The organism is Geobacillus proteiniphilus, from assembly GCF_001908025.1.
GTDB lineage: Bacteria > Bacillota > Bacilli > Bacillales > Anoxybacillaceae > Geobacillus > Geobacillus proteiniphilus.
In genome coordinates, this window is the sequence record NZ_MQMG01000014.1 from 37763 (window position 1) to 60318 (window position 22556).

At 53.0% G+C, this 22556-nt stretch carries 23 protein-coding genes and 1 pseudogene; 8 read left to right on the plus strand and 16 right to left on the minus strand.

Going from position 1 to position 22556, the window contains the following annotated elements:
- Positions 1–54: 54 nt before the first annotated feature.
- The 3 genes from BRO54_RS06765 to sodA all read right to left on the minus strand — a co-directional run bounded on the left by BRO54_RS06765 (position 55) and on the right by sodA (position 4290).
- Entirely contained in the window at positions 55–2169 is a 2115-nt protein-coding gene (locus BRO54_RS06765; RefSeq protein ID WP_074043510.1) for a peptidoglycan D,D-transpeptidase FtsI family protein, read from the minus strand.
- Positions 2170–2240: 71 nt separating this feature from the next.
- The gene (locus BRO54_RS06770) at positions 2241–3533 is read right to left on the minus strand and encodes an MFS transporter (RefSeq protein WP_074043511.1); all 1293 of its coding nucleotides are present in this window, start codon (positions 3531–3533) and stop codon (positions 2241–2243) included.
- A 142-nt stretch (positions 3534–3675) separates the two neighbouring features.
- Positions 3676–4290 carry a superoxide dismutase SodA gene (gene sodA / locus BRO54_RS06775; RefSeq protein WP_044730821.1) on the minus strand — a complete coding sequence of 205 codons (615 nt, stop codon included), beginning with the start codon at positions 4288–4290 and terminating at the stop codon, positions 3676–3678.
- Positions 4291–4492: 202 nt separating this feature from the next.
- On the opposite strand from sodA, the gene BRO54_RS06780 reads away from it, so the two are divergent.
- Complete coding sequence (locus tag BRO54_RS06780; protein ID WP_074043512.1) at positions 4493–6172, plus strand: methyl-accepting chemotaxis protein; 1680 nt, start codon at positions 4493–4495, stop codon at positions 6170–6172.
- Positions 6173–6267: 95 nt separating this feature from the next.
- Positions 6268–7041, plus strand: coding sequence for a DUF1189 domain-containing protein (locus BRO54_RS06785; protein WP_074043513.1), 774 nt, complete (start codon positions 6268–6270; stop codon positions 7039–7041).
- A gap of 38 nt (positions 7042–7079) precedes the next feature.
- Here BRO54_RS06785 and pstA read toward each other — a convergent pair whose 3' ends face one another.
- From pstA to BRO54_RS06800, 3 genes are read right to left on the minus strand one after another with little or no spacing between them, the layout of a single operon-like run.
- A complete protein-coding gene (gene pstA, locus BRO54_RS06790) occupies positions 7080–8003 on the minus strand; it encodes a phosphate ABC transporter permease PstA (RefSeq protein ID WP_074043514.1) in 924 nt (307 codons plus the stop codon).
- Between the two features lies 1 nt (position 8004).
- A complete protein-coding gene (gene pstC, locus BRO54_RS06795) occupies positions 8005–8901 on the minus strand; it encodes a phosphate ABC transporter permease subunit PstC (protein ID WP_371878453.1) in 897 nt (298 codons plus the stop codon).
- Between the two features lie 56 nt (positions 8902–8957).
- A complete protein-coding gene (locus BRO54_RS06800) occupies positions 8958–9848 on the minus strand; it encodes a phosphate ABC transporter substrate-binding protein PstS family protein (protein ID WP_074043515.1) in 891 nt (296 codons plus the stop codon).
- 298 nt (positions 9849–10146) lie between these two features.
- On the opposite strand from BRO54_RS06800, the gene BRO54_RS06810 reads away from it, so the two are divergent.
- Positions 10147–10461 carry a LysM peptidoglycan-binding domain-containing protein gene (locus tag BRO54_RS06810; RefSeq protein WP_042381076.1) on the plus strand — a complete coding sequence of 105 codons (315 nt, stop codon included), beginning with the start codon at positions 10147–10149 and terminating at the stop codon, positions 10459–10461.
- An 82-nt stretch (positions 10462–10543) separates the two neighbouring features.
- Complete coding sequence (gene ispG / locus BRO54_RS06815; RefSeq protein ID WP_023634660.1) at positions 10544–11668, plus strand: flavodoxin-dependent (E)-4-hydroxy-3-methylbut-2-enyl-diphosphate synthase; 1125 nt, start codon at positions 10544–10546, stop codon at positions 11666–11668.
- Between the two features lie 61 nt (positions 11669–11729).
- On the opposite strand, the gene BRO54_RS06820 is transcribed toward ispG, so the two are convergent.
- Complete coding sequence (locus tag BRO54_RS06820; RefSeq protein WP_011231947.1) at positions 11730–12077, minus strand: hypothetical protein; 348 nt, start codon at positions 12075–12077, stop codon at positions 11730–11732.
- 97 nt (positions 12078–12174) lie between these two features.
- Here BRO54_RS06820 and BRO54_RS06825 point away from each other — a divergent pair, with 97 nt between their 5' ends.
- The gene (locus tag BRO54_RS06825) at positions 12175–12741 is read left to right on the plus strand and encodes a nucleotidase (RefSeq protein WP_042381078.1); all 567 of its coding nucleotides are present in this window, start codon (positions 12175–12177) and stop codon (positions 12739–12741) included.
- Between the two features lie 16 nt (positions 12742–12757).
- On the opposite strand, the gene BRO54_RS06830 is transcribed toward BRO54_RS06825, so the two are convergent.
- The 4 genes from BRO54_RS06830 to BRO54_RS06845 all read right to left on the minus strand — a co-directional run bounded on the left by BRO54_RS06830 (position 12758) and on the right by BRO54_RS06845 (position 15771).
- A complete protein-coding gene (locus BRO54_RS06830; RefSeq protein ID WP_042381080.1) occupies positions 12758–13183 on the minus strand; it encodes a Fur family transcriptional regulator in 426 nt (141 codons plus the stop codon).
- Entirely contained in the window at positions 13180–14013 is an 834-nt protein-coding gene (locus BRO54_RS06835; protein ID WP_074043516.1) for a metal ABC transporter permease, read from the minus strand. The genes BRO54_RS06830 and BRO54_RS06835 overlap by 4 nt, the downstream gene beginning before the upstream one ends.
- Before the next feature lie 37 nt (positions 14014–14050).
- On the minus strand, positions 14051–14806 hold the full coding sequence (locus tag BRO54_RS06840) for a metal ABC transporter ATP-binding protein (protein ID WP_074043517.1): 756 nt from the start codon (positions 14804–14806) through the stop codon (positions 14051–14053).
- Positions 14807–14889: 83 nt separating this feature from the next.
- Entirely contained in the window at positions 14890–15771 is an 882-nt protein-coding gene (locus BRO54_RS06845) for a YitT family protein (RefSeq protein WP_079936347.1), read from the minus strand.
- Between the two features lie 96 nt (positions 15772–15867).
- Here BRO54_RS06845 and BRO54_RS06850 point away from each other — a divergent pair, with 96 nt between their 5' ends.
- Complete coding sequence (locus BRO54_RS06850) at positions 15868–16128, plus strand: DUF2624 domain-containing protein (protein ID WP_074043518.1); 261 nt, start codon at positions 15868–15870, stop codon at positions 16126–16128.
- A 20-nt stretch (positions 16129–16148) separates the two neighbouring features.
- On the opposite strand, the gene BRO54_RS06855 is transcribed toward BRO54_RS06850, so the two are convergent.
- The 4 genes and pseudogenes from BRO54_RS06855 to BRO54_RS20045 all read right to left on the minus strand — a co-directional run bounded on the left by BRO54_RS06855 (position 16149) and on the right by BRO54_RS20045 (position 20013).
- Positions 16149–17048 (minus strand): deoxyribonuclease IV, encoded by a 900-nt coding sequence (locus BRO54_RS06855; protein WP_074043519.1) that lies wholly within the window; start codon positions 17046–17048, stop codon positions 16149–16151.
- Between the two features lie 41 nt (positions 17049–17089).
- On the minus strand, positions 17090–18400 hold the full coding sequence (locus BRO54_RS06860) for a DEAD/DEAH box helicase (protein ID WP_074043520.1): 1311 nt from the start codon (positions 18398–18400) through the stop codon (positions 17090–17092).
- Between the two features lie 131 nt (positions 18401–18531).
- A pseudogene (tnpB, locus tag BRO54_RS06865) lies at positions 18532–19642 on the minus strand (IS200/IS605 family element RNA-guided endonuclease TnpB).
- 200 nt (positions 19643–19842) lie between these two features.
- A complete protein-coding gene (locus BRO54_RS20045; RefSeq protein WP_167367374.1) occupies positions 19843–20013 on the minus strand; it encodes a hypothetical protein in 171 nt (56 codons plus the stop codon).
- A gap of 153 nt (positions 20014–20166) precedes the next feature.
- Here BRO54_RS20045 and vrrA point away from each other — a divergent pair, with 153 nt between their 5' ends.
- Together vrrA and BRO54_RS06875 are read left to right on the plus strand one after the other, a co-directional pair.
- Positions 20167–20697: a VrrA/YqfQ family protein gene (gene vrrA, locus BRO54_RS06870; RefSeq protein WP_074043521.1), complete on the plus strand. Its 531-nt coding sequence runs from the start codon at positions 20167–20169 to the stop codon at positions 20695–20697.
- A 121-nt stretch (positions 20698–20818) separates the two neighbouring features.
- Positions 20819–21769: a 4-hydroxy-3-methylbut-2-enyl diphosphate reductase gene (locus tag BRO54_RS06875; protein WP_074043522.1), complete on the plus strand. Its 951-nt coding sequence runs from the start codon at positions 20819–20821 to the stop codon at positions 21767–21769.
- 81 nt (positions 21770–21850) lie between these two features.
- On the opposite strand, the gene BRO54_RS06880 is transcribed toward BRO54_RS06875, so the two are convergent.
- On the minus strand, positions 21851–22556 hold a 706-nt coding region (locus BRO54_RS06880; RefSeq protein ID WP_193408805.1), incomplete at its 5' end, for a Nif3-like dinuclear metal center hexameric protein.

The window sequence follows — 22556 nt, forward strand, 5'->3', positions numbered from 1 at the left end:
AACATATTTTTTTGCAAGCGCAAAAAAGAGGCGCCCGTTCAGGCGCCTTTCATGTCAGCGCGCATCGGCGGCCTCCGCGCCGCCTTGCGCATCAAAGCTGCTCCCGCCTCCGGCCGCCCGCTTCGCTTTCAATTCAAAATAGGCGTCCAAAATGCGGCGGCCGATCCGGTCATTGATTCCGTCGCTCTCCCCTTGCGTCGCCCACGGGACGACAACGGCGAACGACACTTCTGGATCGTTGTACGGCGCATAGCCAACGAGCGTCAAGTTGTACGTTGGATCATTCCGTCGGCTTTGGATCGGCCCATCGTAAAACGCCTCTGCCGTCCCCGTTTTGCCGGCCGGCTTGTACGAAGCACTCGCAAAGTACGAATACGCCGTTCCGCCCGGCTCTTGCATCACACGGCGGAATCCTTCTTGCACCCGCTTGATGTATTCCGTCTTCATATCGATCCGGTTTAGCACGACCGGCTCGAACCGTTTCATGATCCGGCCAGGCTTTTTTCCGTCAGCCGACGGCTCACGAATTTCTTTGACAAGCTGCGGCTTCATCCGATAGCCGCCGTTGGCGATCGTCGAGACGTATTGCGCCAGCTGCATCGGCGTATACATATCGTATTGGCCGATGGCTAAGTCAAGCAAAAACCCGCCGCGCGTGCTCTGGCCTTGGAAGCCGCCGAGTTCGTTCGGCAAATCGATGCCCGTTTTCACGCCAAGGCCGAATTGGCTGAAATAGTGGCGAATCGTCGTAAACGCCTCTGGATTGATGCGAAGCGGCGCGTGCGGACGATACACACCGCCCCCGATGGCGATCGCCGTTTTGAACATATAGACGTTCGACGACTGCTTGAGCGCCGTCAGCTCGTTGATCGTCCCCATCGTCTTCCATGATTTTTTCACCGGGGTTCCTTTAATATACAGCGGCTCGTCCTTAATATACGTATTCGGATGAAGCACCCCTGTTTGAAAGCCGGTGAGAACAGTCGCCCCTTTCACCGCCGATCCCATCGCATAGGCGGACGTGATGTTGCCGATGGCAAAGTCGACAAATTTGCCGTCTTGAAGAAGCTTGCCGGCCATCGCCAACACTTCGCCCGTCTTCGGATTCATCATGACGACAAACGCCCGGTCCAAGAGCGGCGACCGGCCTTTGCGCTTCGTCGCCAAAATCTCTTGTTGAATGATTTGCTCAACCTTTTGCTGGAGCTCGGCATCAATGGTCAACACGAGGTCTTTGCCGCGCTCGCCTGGGTACACTTGCTCAACCGAGATGACGTTGCCCGATTTGTCGACAACGTTTTTCACTTTTGCCTTTTTGCCGTGCAGCACTTCTTCATACTGCATCTCCAAATAGCTTTTGCCGACGCGGTCATTGCGGCTGTAATCGCGGGCTAAAAAGTAATCGAGCCGTTCGCGCGGGACGCCTTCGTCTTCTTCAGTCACACTGCCGAGCACAGAGCGGAATGTGTTGTCATAGACGTATTTCCGGTCCCAATCCACCGTCGTATTGACGCCGGGCAGCTCGCTCAAATGCTCGCTGACGACCGCATATTCGCGGTCGGTCACTCCTTTGCTTTTGACCGTCTGTGGCGTCAAGGCGTAGCCGCTTTCCATCTCATGTTTAATGGCGATCACTTCAAGCTCCGCTTTCGAAATTTGCGCCAAATCTTGCTTCGTGATGCGATCGAGCGTCCACTCGTACACTTTTTTGTCGATCTCTTTTTGCGTCAATCCTTGATCAGCGAGCTTTTTCCGTTCTTGTTCGCTCACCTTCTGTTTCGCTTCTTTCGGATGCGTTAAAATCCAATAATCTTTCATATCGCGCTCAGTCACTTTTTTCTCAGCATCGGGAATGTCGATGTATTGAGCAAGTTTCCTTGCTATGTCCAATATTTCTTCCGGCTGTGTCGTTTTTGAGCGCGTGTACATAATCGCCTTTTGTGGTGTGTTGTCGACGATCACGCGGCCGAACCGATCGTAAATTTTGCCGCGCGGCACCGGCGTGCTGACGATTTCATCCTGCGTCCGCTCCACTTCGCGCCGATAATCTTCACCATAGACGATCTGTACGACGCCAAGGCGCAAAATCAGCGCTGAAAACAGCAAAAAAACAAAGAAAAACAAAATGTTTAACCGAATCGGCACTTGCGCCCGCTTTTTCCGTTTCATCCCCCGGTCCTCCTTCCCTCCCCCTATTGTAAAAGAAAAAGGCGGGCATGGCTAGGGAAAAACTTGGCCCCTCACACCGGCGAACGGCCTCGTTCGCCGGCCAGTTTCGGCCGAAGCAAAAGCCGCTCGCGCTGATCGCGCTCCGAACGGCCATCGGTAAAGCGAATGCGGCGGACAAACCAATAAATCACCAAATGCCCGGCTCCGCACACAAACATAAGCACCCGAATGCCAGCCTCTTCGCCAAAGAGCGCCACAGCCGTCAAAAAGGCTAAAATCGACACCACCCGTCCGGCGTTTAAAAACAATTCGCGGACAACGATGTATTCGACGCGCGCCTCGGCCGATTTCCAGCTCTTCCCGATGACGTCAAACGTCAAGGAGGAATACGGAACAAGCAGCAATGGATACGCAATGGCGATCGTGATGGCATAAAGAATGAGGCGCGGATAGGTCGGATGAAAAACGATCAAAAAAATCGCCCCATATAGCAGCGCTCCCCCAAATAGAATGGCTTTCATCCGATATTCACGCTTGATCAGCCGGGAGACGGCATAATAGGCGACAAACGATGTAAACGAGTTGACAAGCCCGAATTTGCCGAGCGCCCATTCACTTCCAGAAGTGACATACACAAGCACGGAAATGATAAACACAAACGTGCCTTCGCGCAATCCTTGAAAAAAGTGGGCATTCGTAATGAGCCGCCAGTTCCGGTTTTCATTCCTCTCCTTTAAAATGCGGACGAACAAATATTTCCCCGCGGCCTCGCGGCGCTTCAAGAAAAAGCTGAGCAGCACAGCAACAAGAAACAAGCCGAGCGACAGCGAGAAAACGAACGTATACCCTTTCGCTCCATGAAGCGACGAGATGATATAACCGGCGGCAATCGGCCCGATCATGCCGGCGGATGAGGTCAACACCCCGAAAAAACCGTTAAAAAAGTCGCGCGTCTCCGGTTCGGTAATTTCAAATGTCAACACGTTAAACGCCAGCCAATAAAAACCATAGCCGACGCCGAGCAGCGCGCCGAGAAAAAGCAAATATTGATGGGCGCGAGAGCCGACCAATAAAACGGTGACAAAAAAAACGGCTAAACACGACACGCCAAGCCGCAAAATGAGAATACGGTCAATTTGTTTTGCCAGCCGGCCGGCGAAAATAAACGTCAGCGGCTGCATCGTGACAATCGCCAAATTGTATAGCGCCAAGTCGCGGAAATCGCCGGTCTGTTTCCATAAATAAATGTTGACAAACGTGTTCGACAGGGAAACACCGAGCGCGTAAAACCCACCGATGCAAAGCAAAAGCAACAAATCGCGGTTCACTTGTTCTTGGCCGGTTAGTTTTTGGAAAAATGCCATTGCAAACTCCCCTTTTCATCTATCCGGTAGTGTGGCCATTTCCGCTATGGCTATGCACCCGGCACGAAGAAAACCGCTTCCTTTGCCTGCACCCTCCATCGCTAAAAAAAGCGGGGCGTTTTGTTTCGCCCCGCTTTTTTGATTACTTCGCTTTCGCTTCGCTGTACCGTTTCGCCACTTCGTCCCAGTTGACAATGTTCCAGAATGCGGCAATGTATTCCGGACGGCGGTTTTGGTATTTCAAGTAGTACGCATGCTCCCAAACGTCCAAGCCGAGAATCGGCGTTTTGCCTTCCATGATCGGCGAGTCTTGGTTCGGCGTGCTCGTAATTTCCAGCTCGCCGTTGTTCACGACAAGCCATGCCCAGCCAGAACCGAAACGGCCGGCCGCTGCTTTCGAAAACTCGTCTTTAAACGCGGCGAAGCTGCCGAATTTTTTGTTGATCGCCTCAGCCAGCTCACCCGTCGGCTCACCGCCGCCGTTTGGCGACAAAATCGTCCAGAAAAGCGAGTGGTTCGCATGACCGCCGCCGTTGTTGCGCACCGCCGTACGAATGCTTTCCGGAAGGGCTTCCAAATTGCTGAGCAATTCTTCGAGCGATTTGTTTTGCAAATCCGGATGCCCTTCAAGCGCCGCATTCAAATTCGTGACGTATGTGTTATGGTGCTTCGTGTGGTGAATGTTCATCGTTTCTTTGTCAATGTGCGGCTCAAGCGCATCGTACGGATACGGCAATGCTGGCAATTCAAATGGCATACCGATCTCCTCCTTTTTGGTTTATGTACACGAACGCCAAAGCGTCCGTTTGAGATTAGCTTACCAAAGTTGGCACATTGTTTCAATCGATTTGTTTGTCCTCCCTTTTTGTTTACATATTTTCAACACACCGTTGACCGTTTCTTCATAATGGCAAGTTATAGTATAAAGTAGCTTCCAGTTAAGGGGGAACTCAGCGAAAATGGAAACGAAACGATCAGGTTCTTTATGGAACGCCTTTCGACTTGAGACAATTGTCATGATGGCCATGGTGCTCACAACGACGTTGTCGGCCCTTGTCATCACCTCAATCGGCTATATTCAAGGGCGCCATTCAGCTATTCAGTCGATCCAACAACAATTGCAACTATCAAGCGAAACCATGGTTGAAAAAATTTCCATTTTAAAGGCTACAACGACCAATGAAGCATTTTCTCAAAAACTGAACTACTCATTGACCTTAAATGAACGGAAATTCCATGCCTTACACCTTCATCCGGTGCAATTGATTTTAACGAAAACGGGAAAGACGGTGGCGAAACGGCCATCCTCGCCCAACCAAACACTGCCCGAACAGGTCGTGCGCGATATATTGAAAAAGAAGCAAGGGGTTTTGCATACAGACCAATGGCTGGCCGCATTTTCCAGTTCAAGCGATTTGCAAGGAGCGGTCTACATGATCGCCATTCCGGAAAAGGATTATTTGTGGCCGCTTTTGAAACAGCAAGCAGCAAACTTGGCAGGGTCTGTTGCCGCCATCTTGACCGTATGCCTGGCCGGATGGAGGATCATCCGCCGCGCCACCCGCCCCATTGCTTGGCTCCAGCAAGCCATGGAACGGCTTGGATCTGGCGATTGGCGGTCGCGCATCGAATTGCATGCAGCGACAAAAGATATTCTCGCCCTCGCCGATGGGTTCCATCAGATGTCCAGCAATTTGGCCGTTCTTATCGAACATATGCGCTTCAGCTCCGAGCAAATCGCAGCGGCTACCAACATTTTAAACCAAACATCCTCTGAGACAACAGCGGCTTCTGAACAAATCGCAGCGGCGGTGGCAGACACGGCGTACGGGGCAGAGCAACAAGCGCGCAAATCGGCTGACATCGCCTCTTTTTTTCAACAACTGGCAGATGAAATGGAACAAATGTCCTTTCGAATGGAGGAAGCCCGTCGTTCCACAGAACAAGCCCATTCCCAAGCGGAAAGCGGCAACCGGCTTGTTCAACGGGCAAGCAGCGACATGGCTTACCTGCAACAATCCATTGCGAAAACGATGTACACAATCGATGCATTGAAAGACCATTCGCGCCATATTGCCAGCATTCTGTCACTAATCGGAAACATCGCTGAACAAACGAACTTGCTCGCCCTAAACGCTGCCATTGAAGCAGCCAAAGCAGGGGAGCATGGCCGGGGGTTCTCAGTTGTTGCGAAAGAAATCCGGGCGCTGTCGGCGCAAACAGGACAAGCGTTGGCACAAATTCAATCCATTGTCCAAGATGTGCAAAGCCAAATCGAGGCCGCGGTTCAATCGATGAAAGCAAGCGCAAAACAACTCGATGAAACGAAAAAAACGTTCACGGAAAGCCAACAAGCCTTTGAAGAAATCACCACAATGGTGTCGCATTCATCCGCACATACGCTGCAAATTTCAGAACAATTCGCCGCCATTGAGCGGCAAATCAGCGAAATGCGTGAACATATCGCAGGGATTGCCACCGTTGCCCAACAGATTGCTTCGTCGATGGAGCAAATTTCGAATTTTACCGACGGCCAGCACAATGCCATGGCTGCCATTCGTTCCGAAGCCGATGCACTAAATGAACGGGTGTTGCAATGGCGCGCCTTGCTTGAAACCTTTCATTTGCCTTCTGACTAAAGCGGGAAGATGCCCGCTTTTTTCTTCGTCCCAAGTTGAATTCTTCCTCTTTCCCGGCTACAATGGAAAAGGAGACAAAGAAAGGTGTGTCTGCGATGAACGTATTCGTCCAGCTGTGGAAAAGCTTATATTCTCCGAAAGACATCGCCCGCTTTCGATTTCAGGGAATTGGGAAAACGATCGGTTATTTGTTTTTGCTGACTTTGCTGTCCATTCTTCCGACGTTTTACTATGTCTCCTCGTCTCTCACTGAAGGCATCCGCACAACGAGCGCCTTATTGAATAACGAGTTGCCGCCGTTTTCGATTGAAAACGGCGAACTTCACTCGGAGGCGGCCACGCCGATTCATATTGATCAAGGCGGATTTACGATCATTTTTGACAGCACCGGCAAAGTGACGAGTGAGAAAGTCGAGCAGTTTCCGAACGCCATCGCGCTCTTGAAGCATGAAGCCGTGCTCGTCGCCGGCCATCAGGCGCAGCATTACAGCTATGCCACGTTTCCGGATGTGACCATTACCGACGAAGACGTTCGCGCGTTCATCGCCGGTCTTCAGTCGCTTCTCCCTGTCCTCATCCCGCTTTTTGGGCTCGTTTTATACGTGCTCGCCTGCGCCGGGAAATTCATCAGCGTGTGCATCTTTGCCTTTTTCGGCCTGATTCTTGCCGGCGTGCTCGACAAAACGTTGCGCTACCGCCATACATGGGTGATGTCGGCTTACGCCATTACGCTGTCGACCGTCTTTTTCACCGTGATGGAAACGGTGCAAGCGGTCGTGCCCTACGGCGCGTTGATCCATTGGTTCGTTTCGCTTGTCGTCCTCTTTTTGGCAGTCAAGGAAGTGCCATCAGCCAAACGGGAAATATAAAAAAGCTGCCTGTTGATGCAGGACAGCTTTTTTTGTGCTTACGCTGCTTTGCTTCTTTCTCCTCGTCCTCGACGCGCGCGCCGCCCCCCGGAGAAATACCGCGCAAGCAAGGAAGAAGCGAGCCGTGCAGCCAAATTGAATAAAAGAACGGCCACCATCAACACAGCCGCCGATTTAGCCGCGATCAGCTTCGCGTCTGGGACAATGCCTTCGGAATTCAATTTCCAAATATGCACGGTCAGCGTTTCGGCCGGCCGGAACACGTTCAGCGGGTTGGCCTGGCTGCCCCAATCCGCATCCCAACGAAGCATCGGAGTCGTCAGCCCAGCGGTATAAATGAAAACAGCCGCTTCGCCGAAAATGCGCCCGGCCGATAAAATGACGCCGGTGACAATTTGCGGGATGGCGGCCGGAAGCACCGCTTTGACCAACGTCTGCCAGCGCGTCGCTCCAAGGGCAAGACTTCCCTCTTTAATGTTGGACGGAACATCCAAAATCGCCGTTTCGCAAATGCGCGTCAATCCAGGCAAATTGATGATCGTGACGGCTAACGCTCCGCCGAGCAGCGTATAGCCCCAACCCGTCAAGGTGACAAACGCCAACAATCCGAACAACCCGACGACAATCGACGGCAATGATGCCATCGTTTCCAAGCAAAGGCGAATGAACCCGACGATCCGCCCCTGTTTGGCGTATTCGGCCAAATAAATTCCAGCTCCCAACGAAAGCGGGACCGACAAAAGCAATGTCACAACCAACATATAAAACGAATTGATCAACTGCGGACCAATGCCACCGCCCGCTTGCGTATTGCTCGGCCGTCCGAACAGAAACTCAGGTTGCCAAAACCCCGCTCCTTTCGACAACACAACGGCAAAAAAGAAAATGAGCAACCCGATGACCGCAGCAGCCACCGCATAGAAAATGCCTGTCCATACTTTATCGATCATCCGCGCTGTCATCTTATCGCTCCTTTCTCGGACCGACCAAACGGATCACGGCAATGAAGAAAAACGAGATCAAGAGCAACATGAGCGCCAATGTCCATAACGCGTTGTTCCATGGTGTTCCGTTGATCGTATTCGCCATATCCATCGTCAATACACTTGTTAACGTCGCCGTCGGGCTGTCAAGGCCTGAAGGCAGCTTAATCGTATTGCCGATCACCATCTGCACGGCAAGCGCCTCGCCGAACGCCCGCGCCAAGCCGAGAACGACGCCAGTGGCAATCCCGGCTTTCGCCGCCGGAACGATGACGCGGGAAATCGCCTGCCAACGCGTAGAGCCAAGCCCGTATGATGCTTCCATATACGCCATTGGGACATTGGCCAAGGCGTCGGCCGCAATGCTGGTGATGGTCGGCAAAATCATCATACTAAGGACGATGATCCCCGCAAGCAGACTAAAGCCGGAGCCTCCGAACCATTCGCGCAAGAGCGGAACGAGAATCGTCACCCCAAGCCAGCCATACACCACCGACGGAATGCCGACAAGCAGCTCCAGCACCGGCTTGAGCAACGAAACGAACCATTTGGGAGCGATAAAGTTCATGAAAATCGCCAACGCCAAAGCGATCGGCGCACTGATCAACAAAGCGCCAAGCGAGACGAGCATCGAGCCAACAATAAAAATGAGCGCCCCATACTTCGGCGGCGTGCCATTTGGATCCCATTGCGCCGAAAGCAACATGTCAGAAAGCGAAAGACCGCTGTCCGTAAAGGACTGAATTCCCTTTACCGCTAAGAAGATGATCATCGTCACCGTAATCAGAACGATCAGCCAGCCGCAGATGACCGCAAACGTGCGGCCGATGTATTCTTCAAGCCAGCGATTCCGCCGTTTCGTATGCATTTGTTGCATGGCTTCATCCCTCCATTGTCAAAGGCCGGCCTAACGAGCCGGCCTTCCGCCCTTCTCTACTCCAATTCCGTCATCGGGATATACCCCATCTTTTTAACGGTCGGCGCAAATTCTTCGCTCTTGACAAAGTCGATAAACGCTCGCACCTCTTCCTTCGCTTCCCCTTTGGTAATCATGTATTCATACGACCAAAACGGGTATTTTTCCGTGCGGATGTTCTCCACCGTCGGTTCAGCGCCGTCAATTTTTACTGTTTTTAAGTTTTTCTTTTCCCCGATTAAATACGACATCGCTACATAGCTAACAGCGCCCGGCGTCGAACTGATCGCTTGCTCGACCGCCCCGTTTGAATCCTGAACCGTGCCGATCGAATCGTTGATTTTCACGTCTTTCATGATCGTTTTCTCAAATGTCGCCCGCGTGCCCGATGACGCCGGACGGTTGATCACGTGAATGGCTTCATCCGGTCCGCCGACTTCTTTCCAGTTTTTGATCTTTCCGCTGAAAATATCTTGAATTTGCTTCGTTGTTAAATTATCGACCTTCACATCGTCGTTGACCACAATCGCAAAGGCGATGCCGGCCACTTTATGGTCAACGAGCTCTGACGCTTTCGATTTGTCGTCCAGTTTCTCCGCCGCCGGCACATCAGAGTTGCCGATTTGCACGGCGCCAGCTGCCACTTGGTTGACGCCCGTGCCGCTGCCGCCGCCTTGAACGGTGATCGACACGTCCGGATATTTTTCCATAAACGCGTTTGCCGCTTCTTCTGCCAGCGGCTGAAGCGCTGTAGATCCCGCTAGGGAGATAGTGCCGGAGTAAGTTTCTTCTTTCTTCGTCGTTCCTTCATTGCCGCCCGCGCTGTTATTTTCAGTCTGCCCGCAGCCGGCCAAAACGCCGGTCATCAACAAGGCGGCCAATCCCAATTTAACTCGTTTGCTCCACATCAAGTAATCCCCCTTTTGTTTTCGTACTTTCAACGTACAAGACCATTGTAGCGAGACATTGTTAGGCCCTTATAAAGCGGTTGTTAAGTTTCTGTAAAGACCAAAAACAGGAATATTTTCAAAGCCGTCGAGCCTTGAAGGCAAAGAAGAACTGTGATGCCGTTTTTCAAAATTGGAGACATTCTTTTGTTGAGGGGTTTTCCCCATGAAATCAACGACCTTACTAAGAAAGGCATATTTTCTCTGGACAAGCATACATATGAATGAACGATAGATGTACACAAGCGGAGGAAGCGCCATGAAAAAATTCATTCTTCTCCTATTTCTCATTCTTTCCAGTTATATCGTTTACCGCGATCTTGCCATCGGAACGCTCCACCCTTCGTCTGAAACAGCAGCAGCCATTGTCCAGTCGAAACAAGCGCCCATGCCGTACCGGACCGTGACAGTTCGCCCCGGCGATACGTTGTTGTCCATCGTCGAGAAAGAACTCGACGGTCCATTGCCCGTTCCGCTTGAGCAGCTGATCCGTGATTTTGAACGGTTAAATCCAGGCGAACATGCGCAAACATTAAAAATCGGGAAAACTTATAAAGTGCCGATCTATCGCTAACCGACGAATCGCTTGTCAAACGGCGGATGGCACTGTTACAATAATGCAGAAAGCGACTTGAATGTTAAAGGAGCGAATTCCCGTGGGTGAAATCATCCATCGTTCAAAGACGCGGCCGGTCCGCGTCGGTCCGCTGACAATCGGCGGCAGCAACGAAGTCATCATTCAAAGCATGACGACGACAAAAACGCACGATGTCGAAGCGACGGTGGCGCAAATCCACCGCCTCGAGGAAGCGGGGTGCCAAATCGTCCGCGTCGCCTGCCCGGACGAGCGGGCGGCTGAGGCCATACCGGAAATAAAAAAGCGAATCAACATCCCGCTTGTCGCCGACATCCACTTTGACTATAAATTGGCGCTGAAAGCGATCGAAGGCGGCGTCGATAAAATCCGCATCAATCCAGGCAACATCGGGCGCCGCGAAAAAGTCGAAGCGGTCGTGAAAGCGGCGAAAGAGCGCGGCGTACCGATTCGCATCGGCGTCAACGCCGGATCGCTTGAAAAACGCATTTTGGAAAAATATGGCTATCCAACGGCCGACGGCATGGTTGAGAGCGCCTTATATCATATCCGCATTTTAGAAGAACTTGATTTTCACGATATTATCGTTTCGTTAAAGGCGTCCGACGTACGCCTCGCCATTGAAGCGTACGAAAAAGCGGCGCGCACGTTCGACTATCCGCTCCATGTCGGCATCACCGAAGCGGGAACGCTTTTTTCCGGCACGATCAAAAGCGCGGTTGGACTCGGCGCCATTTTAAGCAAAGGCATCGGCAATACGATCCGCGTTTCGTTAAGCGCCGACCCGGTTGAAGAGGTAAAAGTGGCGCGCGAAATTTTAAAAACGTTCGGACTCGCTTCCAATGCGGCGACGCTCATTTCCTGCCCGACGTGCGGGCGGATTGAGATCGATTTGATTCGCATCGCCAACGAAATCGAAGACTATATCGCCAAAATTCAAGCGCCGATCAAAGTCGCCGTGCTCGGCTGCGCTGTCAATGGACCAGGGGAAGCACGGGAAGCCGACATCGGCATTGCCGGCGCCCGCGGCGAAGGCTTGTTGTTCCGCCACGGCAAAATCGTCCGAAAAGTACCGGAAGAGCAAATGGTGGAAGAGCTGAAAAAAGAAATCGACAAGCTGGCGGAAGAATATTTTGCAAAGCAAAAGGAAAACAAAGCCGCTCTGAAAGGCAACGCCGCCCAATGAGCGGAATTTTCCTGCACAACCAAAAAGGGCGTCCCCGCTTGGGGACACCCTCTCGCTTTTTTTACGTATAAAACGGCATAATAAACAGGCGGACGAGAATGGCGATGACGCCGATGCCGATGGCCCACGCACCGAGCGTTTCTGCGCCGCGCCGGCGCGCGATAAACCCGACAATAATGCCGGCCGCCCCTAACAAAATCGGCCAGATAAACAAGGCGATGATGGACAGGGCCAAAGCGAGCCAGCCGAGCCCGGCGCCGTCCGCACGTTCTTCGTCCCGTTCGTCGCCGCGGCGAATCGGTTCAGCGACTTCCGCCGCTGTTTCTTCCATAAAATTGCGTTCTGGTTCCTCTTTTCCGATCGATTGCACGTAACTTCCGTTATACGTGCGCTCGCGGTCGTCTGCCATATGCTTCCCTCGCTTTCCTAAAGTAAGAAGCATTATTAGTATGGGAAACCGGCGTTATTTTATCAGTGTGAATATTTTCTAACAGGAGGGTGAAACGGTGAAAAAACGGCTTGGCATCGACATTGACGGCACGGTGACATGCCCGAGCACATTCATTCCGTATTTGAACGAAGCGTTCGGCAAAGAGCTCGCATTAAGCGATATTACGCAATACAATTTGGCGCCGTTATACGGCGTGACGGAGGAAGAAATGGACCGCTGGCTTGAGGAAAACGAAGCGGATATTTATGAGCGCGCTCCGCTTGCCCGCTATGCGCTTGAGGTGATCGACAGCTGGAAAGACCGGTATGAGTTGTATTACATCAGCGCCCGTGGCCGCCATTTGTACGATCTCACCGAGCACTGGTTTCGGCGGCACGGCGTCCATTACCACCATATTGATCTGATCGGGTCGCACGACAAAATCGCCGCCGTCCGCCAATATAAGCTGTCCGCCTTCTTTGAAGACAAGTACGACAATGCCTGTGAAATCGCCGAAGCATGTGGCATTCCGGTCATTTTGTTTGACACCCCATACAACCGAGGCCCGCTCCCCGAAAACGTCATCCGCGTCAACAACTGGCTCGAAGCAAAGCGAGAAATCGAACAGCGCCTCCGGCCATAAAATAACATCTCCCTGCTTATACAGGGAGATGTTGTTGGCATTGCGGACATGTGCCGTAAATTTCAAACTTATGGTCAGCGATCTCATAACCATCGAGCTTCTCGGCGAGCACATCCATTGGACATGCGTCAATTTCTTTTGTTTTTCCACACTGGATGCAAATGAAATGATGGTGATGGCGGCGGGCGCCGCAGGCAAAACGGAAATGTTTTTCCCCGGACAGCTCGGTCATCTCCAAAATGCCAAGCAGCGTAAAGAGCGACAAATTGCGGTACACTGTATCAACGCTCAAGCCCGGATAAGCGGGACGGAGCGCTTCAAGCACGTCTTTGGCCGTCAAGTATTTGTCGCTTTCGGCAAATAACTCCAACATTTGTCTCCGTTTTTCCGTATATTTAAATCCTTTCTCTTTCATCAACTGCAACGCTTCACCAATATTCATCGCTGCCGCCCCCTTTTCCATCCCAATACGAAAAGTAAAATGGCAACCGCTACGATGACGATCGTCCCGCCCGGCGCCCAATCGAGCTCATACGCCGCCCAGAGCCCGGCGATGACGGCCAGCTCCCCGAACAAAATCGAAAGCCCGATCGCCTGTTTAAAACTTTTGGCGATGCGGATGCTCGCCGCCACCGGCAACGTCATGAGCGACGAGATGAGAAGCACGCCGACGATGCGCATGGATGCGGCGATGACAAGCGCGACGAGCACAATAAACAAAAAGTGGATAAATTTGGTACGGACACCGGAGACACGGGCGTATTCCTCATCGAATGAAAGGAGAAACAGCTCTTTGTAAAACGTCAAAATCACCATCGCGGCAGCTGCGGCGACAGCAAACGCTGTCCAAACGTCAGCGCGGCTGACGGCGCTGACGCTGCCGAATAAATAGGAAAACAAATCGGTCGTAAACCCGTTGGCCATCGAAATGAAAATGACGCTCAAGCCGATGCCAGCCGACAAAATGATCGGAATGGCGAGCTCCTCATAATGGCGGTAAACGGCGCGCAGCTTCTCGACGAAAAGCGACCCGGCGACGGAAAAGCCCATGCCGATGTAAAGCGGATTCCAGCTGGCGGCCGCCGGGGCCGATGAACCGAGCAAGAGCCCGGCGGCAATGCCGGCGAGCGTCACATGGCTCAATGCATCGGCGATGAGCGACAGTCGCCGAACGACAATAAAGACACCGAGCAATGGCGCCGCAAAACCGGTCAAAACGCCGGCAACAAACGCATTGCGCAAAAATTCGTATTGCCAAATGGCTTCCCACACGTGTCATTCCTCCACCGTCATCGTTTCGTTCCGCCCGTTAATGCTCGTGAGAGAGAACGTGGAGCGGATGACCATAAAACTGCGAAATCGCCTCGTTGCCAAGATGTTCGAACTCTTCCGCCTTTCCATGGAAATAGAGACGCTTGTTTAAGCAGGCGATATCGGTCACCCGGTCCGTGATCGTCCCGATGTCATGCGTCACTAAGATGAGCGTTAAGCCGCGGCGGTTCAAATCGCCAAGCAGCTCGTAAAACTCGTGCACATGGCGGGCGTCCACGCCGACCGTCGGCTCGTCTAAAATGAGCAAATCCGGCTTGCTCGCCAACGCGCGGGCGATAAACACCCGCTGTTGCTGGCCGCCGGACAGCTCCGCGATATTGCGCTTTGCCAGGCCGCTTAGCCCAACGGCCGCGAGCGCTGCTTCGACCGTCCGGCGGTCTTCGTGTGTCAGCGGCCGAAACAAGCCGCGTTTGGCCACCAATCCGCTCGCCGCCACTTCCTCAACCGTCGCCGGAAAGCTGCGGTTGAAGCTGTTCGCTTTTTGCGACACGAAACCGATCCGATGCCATTCGCGAAATGATTCGATCGGCTCGCCGAACAAGAAAATGCGGCCGCTGTTCGGTTTTAACAAACCAAGCACACATTTAAGCAGCGTCGATTTTCCCGAGCCGTTCGGGCCGACCAATCCTAAAAACGCCCCTCTCGGCACCGTTAAACTGACATGCTCAAGCACGTTCTCTTTTTCATAGCGGAACGACACATCCTCGATTTGCACAACAAGCCCATTTTCCATGGCTGTTCTCCCTTGATAATTCAGAATCATTCCGATTTACCTTCCTAATGCAAGTATACCCCACCATCGGCGTTTTGTAAACCTCAATGAATCGCTGATTTAAAGCGGGCCCCGCGCACTTCATGCGTCGGCATAATGGTGATGAACGCATCCGGGTCGATTTCATTGACGATCGATTTTAGTTTTGTCACTTCCAAGCGCGTGACGACTGCATAAATGATTTCCTTTTGCTCGTCCGTATATCCGCCTTTGCCGAGCAATTTTGTCGTCCCGCGGCCGAGCCGGTGCAAAATGGCGTCGGAAATTTCCTCATAATGATCGGTCACAATAAAGGCCGCCCGCGTCTCGTCAAGCCCTTCAATGACCGCATCGATCGTTTTTGAGGCGATGTAGTACGTCATCACCGAATACATTGCCGGCTCGAGGCCAAACACAAACGCCGCCCAGCCAAAAATAAAGACGTTGACAAACATGACGAACTCGCCGACCGAAAACGGGATTCTTTTCGTCATCAAAATCCCTAAAATTTCCGTCCCATCGAGCGATCCGCCATGACGGATGACCAATCCGACGCCAAGCCCGAGCGACAACCCGCCAAAAACGGTGGCTAAAATCGGCTCGGTTGTCAGCGGGGAAAAATGGTGAAACAGCCGTTCGGTGACGCCGAGGATGACGACGCCTAAAATCGTTGACAGCATGAACGTTTTCCCGATTTGCTTGTAGCCGAAATACATGAACGGGGCGTTTAAGAGGATGACGAGCGTGGCGAAATTGAGCAGCCGCCATTCGTCCGGAGTCAAGTAGTCAAGAATCAGCGATATGCCAATGATGCCGCCGTCGATCATTTTGTTCGGAACGAGCAGCCGCTCGATGGCAAACGCCGCCAAAGAGGCGCCGATGGCGATCATCAACACTCGATACATCACATGGCCTAGCGGTTCTTTTTTATGCTGTTTTGGCGCCAAACTACCACCCTTTCCCTTTTTGCTTTTTTCTATTATACCATACACGCCTTTTCCATTCACGTCATATGATGGAACAGAAGCAAGGAGGCGGCTGCTATGAACATTTACCAACAGCTTGTCAAGCAAAAATTAAAAACGATCACCCCGGAAGAACTCGTTGCGTACAGCCGAGAGTACGGCTTGCCCATCACGGTCAGCCAAGCGAAACAAATTCTTCATCTCGCCCGGACGAACGACATTAACGTCTTTGACCCCGAGGAGCGGAAAAAATGGGTGCGAGAGTTAGCGAAAATCACTTCGCCGGACATCGCTCGAAAGGCGAACGAGCTATTTTTGAAATTCGTGCAAAAAAAATAAAAGGGCGCATAGCCCTTTTTTCATTCCGCCCCAGCGGTGATTTTTTCAAGCAACTGATCATCGAACGACTGCGCCCGCAGCATGGCGATTTCGTATTTGTACGGTGGTTTTTTGTTGTTTTTGTCTTCGCCCACGTATGGGGTTTCTAAAATTTTCGGAATATCCTCAAGCTGCGGGTGATGGACGATATAGTTGAGCGCAGCAAACCCGATATGGCCGAAACCGATGTTTTCATGGCGGTCTTTCCGGCTGCCGCGCGGGTTTTTGCTGTCGTTGATGTGCAGTACTTTCAGCCGCCCGAGGCCGATGATCCGGTCAAACTCCTCAAGGACGCCGTCAAAATCGTTGACGATGTCATAGCCGGCGTCATGCGTATGGCACGTATCAAAGCAAACGGACAGCTTGTCATTATAGGCGACGCCGTCGATAATGTACGCGAGCTCCTCAAACGTTCGCCCGCATTCCGACCCTTTGCCGGCCATCGTTTCTAGGGCGATTTCAACCGTCTGCTCGCGCGTCAACACTTCATTCAGTCCGCGAATAATTTGCCGAAGTCCGGCTTCCACCCCCGCGCCGACATGAGCGCCTGGGTGCAGCACGAGCTGTTTTGCTCCAATCGCTTCCGTCCGCTCGATTTCCGCGTGCAAAAAGTCGACGCCTAGCGAAAACGTATCGAGATTGGTCGTATTGCCGATATTGATGATATACGGGGCGTGGACGACAATCTCTTCGATGCCGTGCGCTTGCATATGCTTGCGCCCGGCTTCGATGTTGAGCTCTTCAATCGACTTGCGCCTTGTGTTTTGCGGCGCCCCGGTGTAAATCATAAACGTGTTCGCTCCGTAGGAGGCCGCTTCTTCACTGGCGGCCAGCAGCATTTTCTTTCCGCTCATTGAAACGTGTGAACCGATTTTTAACATGTTCTTCTCTCCCTTTTCTTTGCGTTGAAGGCGGACGGCTATTATGATTTTTTGAAGCGGCCAAGCCGCTTTTTCTTCTTCTCCAGCTCCGCGCGCAGCTTTTTTTTGTAGCCCGGCTTCACCGGTTTCGCTTTTTTCAGTTTGGCGAAAAGCAGCGCCAGTTCGTCGTCTTTTTCGCCTGCCCGCTTGCTCCGCCGGTTCCACGGCGGCAGCTCCTTCCATTCGCCGCGTACGAGATCACGGTGGACAAACGAAATGCCCATTTTTTCCAACCTGGCAATCGCATCTTGGTCAGACGGCTCGTAAATCGTCGCCGCAATGCCGCTATAGCCGGCGCGCGCCGTCCGTCCGGCGCGGTGAATATAAAACTGCAGATCATCAGGCAGCTCGTAGTTGATGACATGACTGACGCCTTCAATATCGATGCCGCGCGCCGCCAAATCAGTGGCTACGACATATTGAAATTCCAAATCGCGGATGAGATTCATCATCTTTCTCCGCTCGCGCGGCGTCAAATCGCCGTGCAACACGCCGACTTTCACCCCTTGTTCAGCGAGACGGTCGGCGACCTCATCAGCCATTTTCCTTGTGTTGACAAATACGATGGCCAAATACGGGTTGTAGCTGATGAGCACATCATGAAGAAGTTTTGTTTTCTCTCGTCCGCGCAGCGGGATGAGCACATGTTCGATGTTTTCGTTCGCCGTCTGTTTCGGGTCGACGTGGACAAAGGTCGGGTTTTCCATATATTTTTTCAAAAACGGCTTCAGCTTTTCTGGAATCGTCGCTGAAAAGACGAGCATTTGCAAGTCTTTCGGCATCCGGGCAGCGATTTGGTCGACATCAGTGATAAAGCCCATATCGAGCATCAAGTCGGCTTCATCGACGACAAGGATGTGGGCCGTATGCACATCAAGCGCCTGCTCGCGGATGAAATCGTTGATGCGCCCCGGCGTGCCGATGACAATATGCGGCTGCACGTTGAGCTTTTCGAGCGCTTTTTGCTTATCCGTCCCGCCGATCAAGCAACGGGCGACGATCATCCGATCTTTCGGGCAAAACTTCGTAATTTTCAGCGTTTCGTGATAAATTTGCGTCGCTAACTCGCGCGTCGGCGCCGTGATGACGGCTTGCACTTCGGCGCGTTCCGGTTTGATTTTTTCAATGATCGGCAATAAGTACGCATGTGTTTTTCCCGTTCCGGTTTGCGATTGGCCGACCATGCTTTCGCCGCGCAGCGCCCCCGGAATGATGCGCTCTTGAATTTCCGTCGGTTTATAAAAACGAAGCGTCTTGATCGCTTCGATGATAAACGGTTGAAATGGAAAACGAGTGAACTGCGTTTCTGTCATCAAGCACCACTCCCTTCTTTGAACGCTCTCCCACCTACGCTAACGCTTAGAGGTGGGAGATTCTTGGGAACACCCGCCCCACGGCAGGCTATGAACCAAGCCATCCCCGTGCGTCCCACGGTTCGACTGCCTTACAAAGACAGCAAACGAAGCCCTTCCTGCAAAATAGTTCGGGCGGCGTTCTCGTCCCGATCGTGTTCGGCTCCGCAGTTCGGGCACACCCACTCGCGGATGTCGAGCGATTTCACCTCAATCTGCCGATGCCCGCAGCACGAGCACAATTGGCTCGATGGGAAGGTGCTCGCGACACGGACCACCGTCCGCCCGTACCATTTCGCTTTATACTCAAGCATCTTGAGAAAACGCCCCCACGCGGAATCGGAAATGCGTTTGGCCAGCTTGTGATTCTTCTGCATGTTCTTGACGCGCAAGTCCTCCACGCACACCACTTGGTTTTCGCGGATGAGGCGGGTGGACTCCTGTGCAGGAAATCGTTCCGGCAGTTGGCGATTTTCTCATGAAGCCTGGCCACCCTCAAGCGGGCTTTCTGCCAGTTCGAACCACCCGGCTTCCGGCGGACATCACCCGCTGCCAATAGGCCAGCTTCTCTTCGTATCGGCGCCAATACTGGGGGTGTTCGATCTTCTCGCCTGTGGAAAGAACCACCATATGTTTCAATCCCAAATCGACGCCCACTTGCTTGTCCGTTGCCGGCCATGGAGGGATTTCCGTTTCCACCAAGATGGAGACGAAATACTTCCCCGTTCGGTTTCGGCGAACGGTGGCGGAGAGAATGCGGCCTTCCACCTCACGGCTTTTGGCAAACTTCACCCATCCAAGCTTCGGGAGCTTCAAGCGATGGCCATCTACCTCGATGGATGGACGCCTTTTCTTTGGGTAGTTGCACTGGGCGGTGTACGATTGATTCGGGTGTTTTTTGCTTTTGAAGCGGGGAGCGTTCGCGATTCCATCGAAGAATCGGTCAAACGCCTCGTCCAACTGTTGCAACGCGTTTTGCAAGGCGGTCGAATCCGGCGCCTTCAGCCACGGGAGAGTTTGCTTCAATGCGGTCAACCGCTTGGAGCACTCGTTGTAGCCGAGTCCTCTTCCGGTGGTTTCATACGCCTGATTCCATTCGGCCAAAAAGTGATTATACACAAACCGGCAACATCCGATCGTTTGACGGATCCGTTCCGCTTGTGTTCGGGTGGGATACAGCCGAAAGCGGTAGGCTTTGTGCATGACCTTCCCTCCTTCCGCATAGAACATTTGTTCTATTGTCTATTCTACACCTTTTGTTCGTTGAAGGCAAGAGGGAGATCGATGGCGAATACCGATTCATCACCCACTTACGCTCACGCGTGGAAGTGGGGGTCTTCTCGGTTTAGGATGATAAATGAAACTGGAAGGTTTCCCATCTCGTTGGCCCAAAAGCGTGCCGTCTATTTTTCCGACTGTCGGCGGCAAGCTTTGACGCGACGGAAGACGGAACAACCAACCGTTTCACAAATCCATGCATCGGTCTGGAAGCGGTATTGTTCGGTCACCCGACAGTCGATCAAATACCGGCTGGCTCCATAAAAGAGCGTAAACGTTAACGTTTCAAATGGCATATGGGCACCGCTTCGTCCGCTTCACCATTATAGCGAATCGCTGCCCCCTGCCGCAACTAAAGACGATCCTGCAACAAACCTTTCCCGCCTTGCCCGCATATTGTAGAAAGGAGGACATTCGTTCATCCGCACGACCGAAAGGAGGAAGCTGCTATGAGATACAGTCGGCCCCCGATGATGCCTTCTCCGTTTGCCGGAAGGCCGCCAGCCCCGTTCGCCCGCATGCCGGCGCCGCCTTTCCGCCCCAGCGGCCCCGGTGGCTTCTTGGCCCGCTTGTTTTCGCGCGGGCAGCCGCCGGCTGCTGCATCGTCTCCGTGGGGGCTGCCGTTGCTGCCCAACGCCGCTAACACCGCCGCATCCAACACGGGCGGCGGTTTGGTTGGTATGTTAAACAACTTGCAAAAAATGCTTGGCATCGCACAAAACGTCATGCCGATGGTGCAACAGTATGGACCGCTCATCCGCAATCTTCCGGCGATGATCCGCATTTTCCGCGAGTTGAAACCGGCCGACGAAGGGGAAGGCGAAACAACGTCGGAAAGCGCACCGGCCAACGAAACGAAACAAAAGCCGGCCGCTCAGGCGCCAAAAAAACGCTCCGTTCCGCAGGCAAAGCGCGAAGAGCCGCAAGAAAAAGAAGCACCGGCCGCCCCGAAGCCGTCCAAGCCGAAACTGTATATCTAGTTTCTTTCCCCGCCCTAGCGCACCTGCTGTTTAGGGCGGTTATTCTTTGTCTTCTCCCCGGTGCTCCGATATAATGGAAGGTGAACAACCGCCGCACAACCGGCGGCAGGGAGGGAATATGATGGAAGTGATTAAAATTACCCCGCGCGGGTATTGCTACGGGGTGGTCGATGCGATGGTCATCGCCCGCAACGCGGCGTTGGACCCATCTTTGCCGCGTCCGATTTACATTCTCGGCATGATCGTCCATAACAAGCACGTCACGGATGCGTTTGCCGAAGAAGGCATCATCACGCTCGATGGTGAAAACCGTTTGGAAATTTTGGAAAAAATCGATCGTGGCACCGTCATTTTCACTGCCCATGGCGTCTCACCGGAAGTGAAAAAACGAGCGCTCGAAAAGGGACTTGTCACGATTGATGCGACATGCCCAGATGTGACAAAAACGCATCGGCTCATCGAACAAAAACTCGCCGATGGCTACGATATCATCTATATCGGCAAAAAAGGACACCCGGAACCGGAAGGAGCGGTCGGCATCAATCCGGAAAGAATCCATCTTGTGGAAACCATCGATGATGTCGAACGGCTGTCCATTCACAATGAGCGCATCATGGTGACGAACCAGACGACGATGAGCCAATGGGACGTCGCCGACATCATGGCGAAAGTGAAAGAAAAATACCCGCACGTGGAAATGCATAAAGAAATTTGCCTCGCCACCCAGCTTCGACAAGAGGCGGTCGCTGAGCAGGCGAAGGAAGCCGATGTGACGATCGTCGTCGGCGACCCGCGCAGCAACAACTCGAACCGCCTCGCCCAAGTATCGGAAGAGATCGCCGGCACGAAGGCGTATCGCGTCGCTGATGTGACGGAAATCGACATCAACTGGATTAAAGATGCGAAAAAAGTCGCTGTCACCGCCGGCGCTTCCACCCCGACGCCGATTACGAAAGAAGTGATCGATTTTTTGGAGCAGTTTGACCCGAACGACCCATCGACATGGAAGCGGGAACGGAAAGTGCCGCTGCAAAAAATCTTGCCGAAAGTGAAAACAAAGAAAGAAGAGTGACGGTTGTTTCGTCCATAAAGAGAGGCTGTCTTGGACAAACGGTTGAACCGCTCATCCAGGACAGCCTTTTTCGTTGGCCGTTCATACGAACTGAAACGGATCGGTATGGACGCTGGAAGCGATCACTTCCGCCTCCCATTGACGTTTCGCGAGCTCAGCGGTTAAGTAACGGGCTACGCCTTCTTTCATGATTTTTTCTACATTATGTCCCGGATCAATGATGTGAAGGCCGAGCGCTTGGGCGTCATGGGCGGTGTGGTAATACACATCCCCTGTCACGTATACGTCCGCCCCGGCCGATGCGGCGGCGGCGACAAACTTATTCCCATCCCCGCCGAGCACCGCGACCGTTTGCACGAGATCATCGAGTCGGCCCACGACGCGCACCGCCGGAACGGAAAACGCCGTTTTCACCTGCTCGGCGAAAGCGCCAAGCGTCACCGGCTGCGGCAGCCGGCCAATGCGCCCGAGCCCGAAGCGGCGGCCTCCGTTGTCAAGCGGATAGATATCATATGCCACTTCCTCATACGGATGAACAGACAGCATCGCCTGAATCACTTGCCGTTCAAGAGAGGCCGGCATGATCGTTTCGATGCGCACTTCCTCAACTTCCTCGAGCCGCCCTTGCTCGCCGATGAACGGCCGCGCCCCTTCCTCCGGCAAAAACGTGCCGACGCCGCGGCTGTTGAACGTGCAATGGCTGTAGCGGCCAATATGCCCGGCGCCGGCATCGCCTAAGGCCTTCCGCACCACCTCAGCATGCGTCACCGGCACATAGACAACGAGC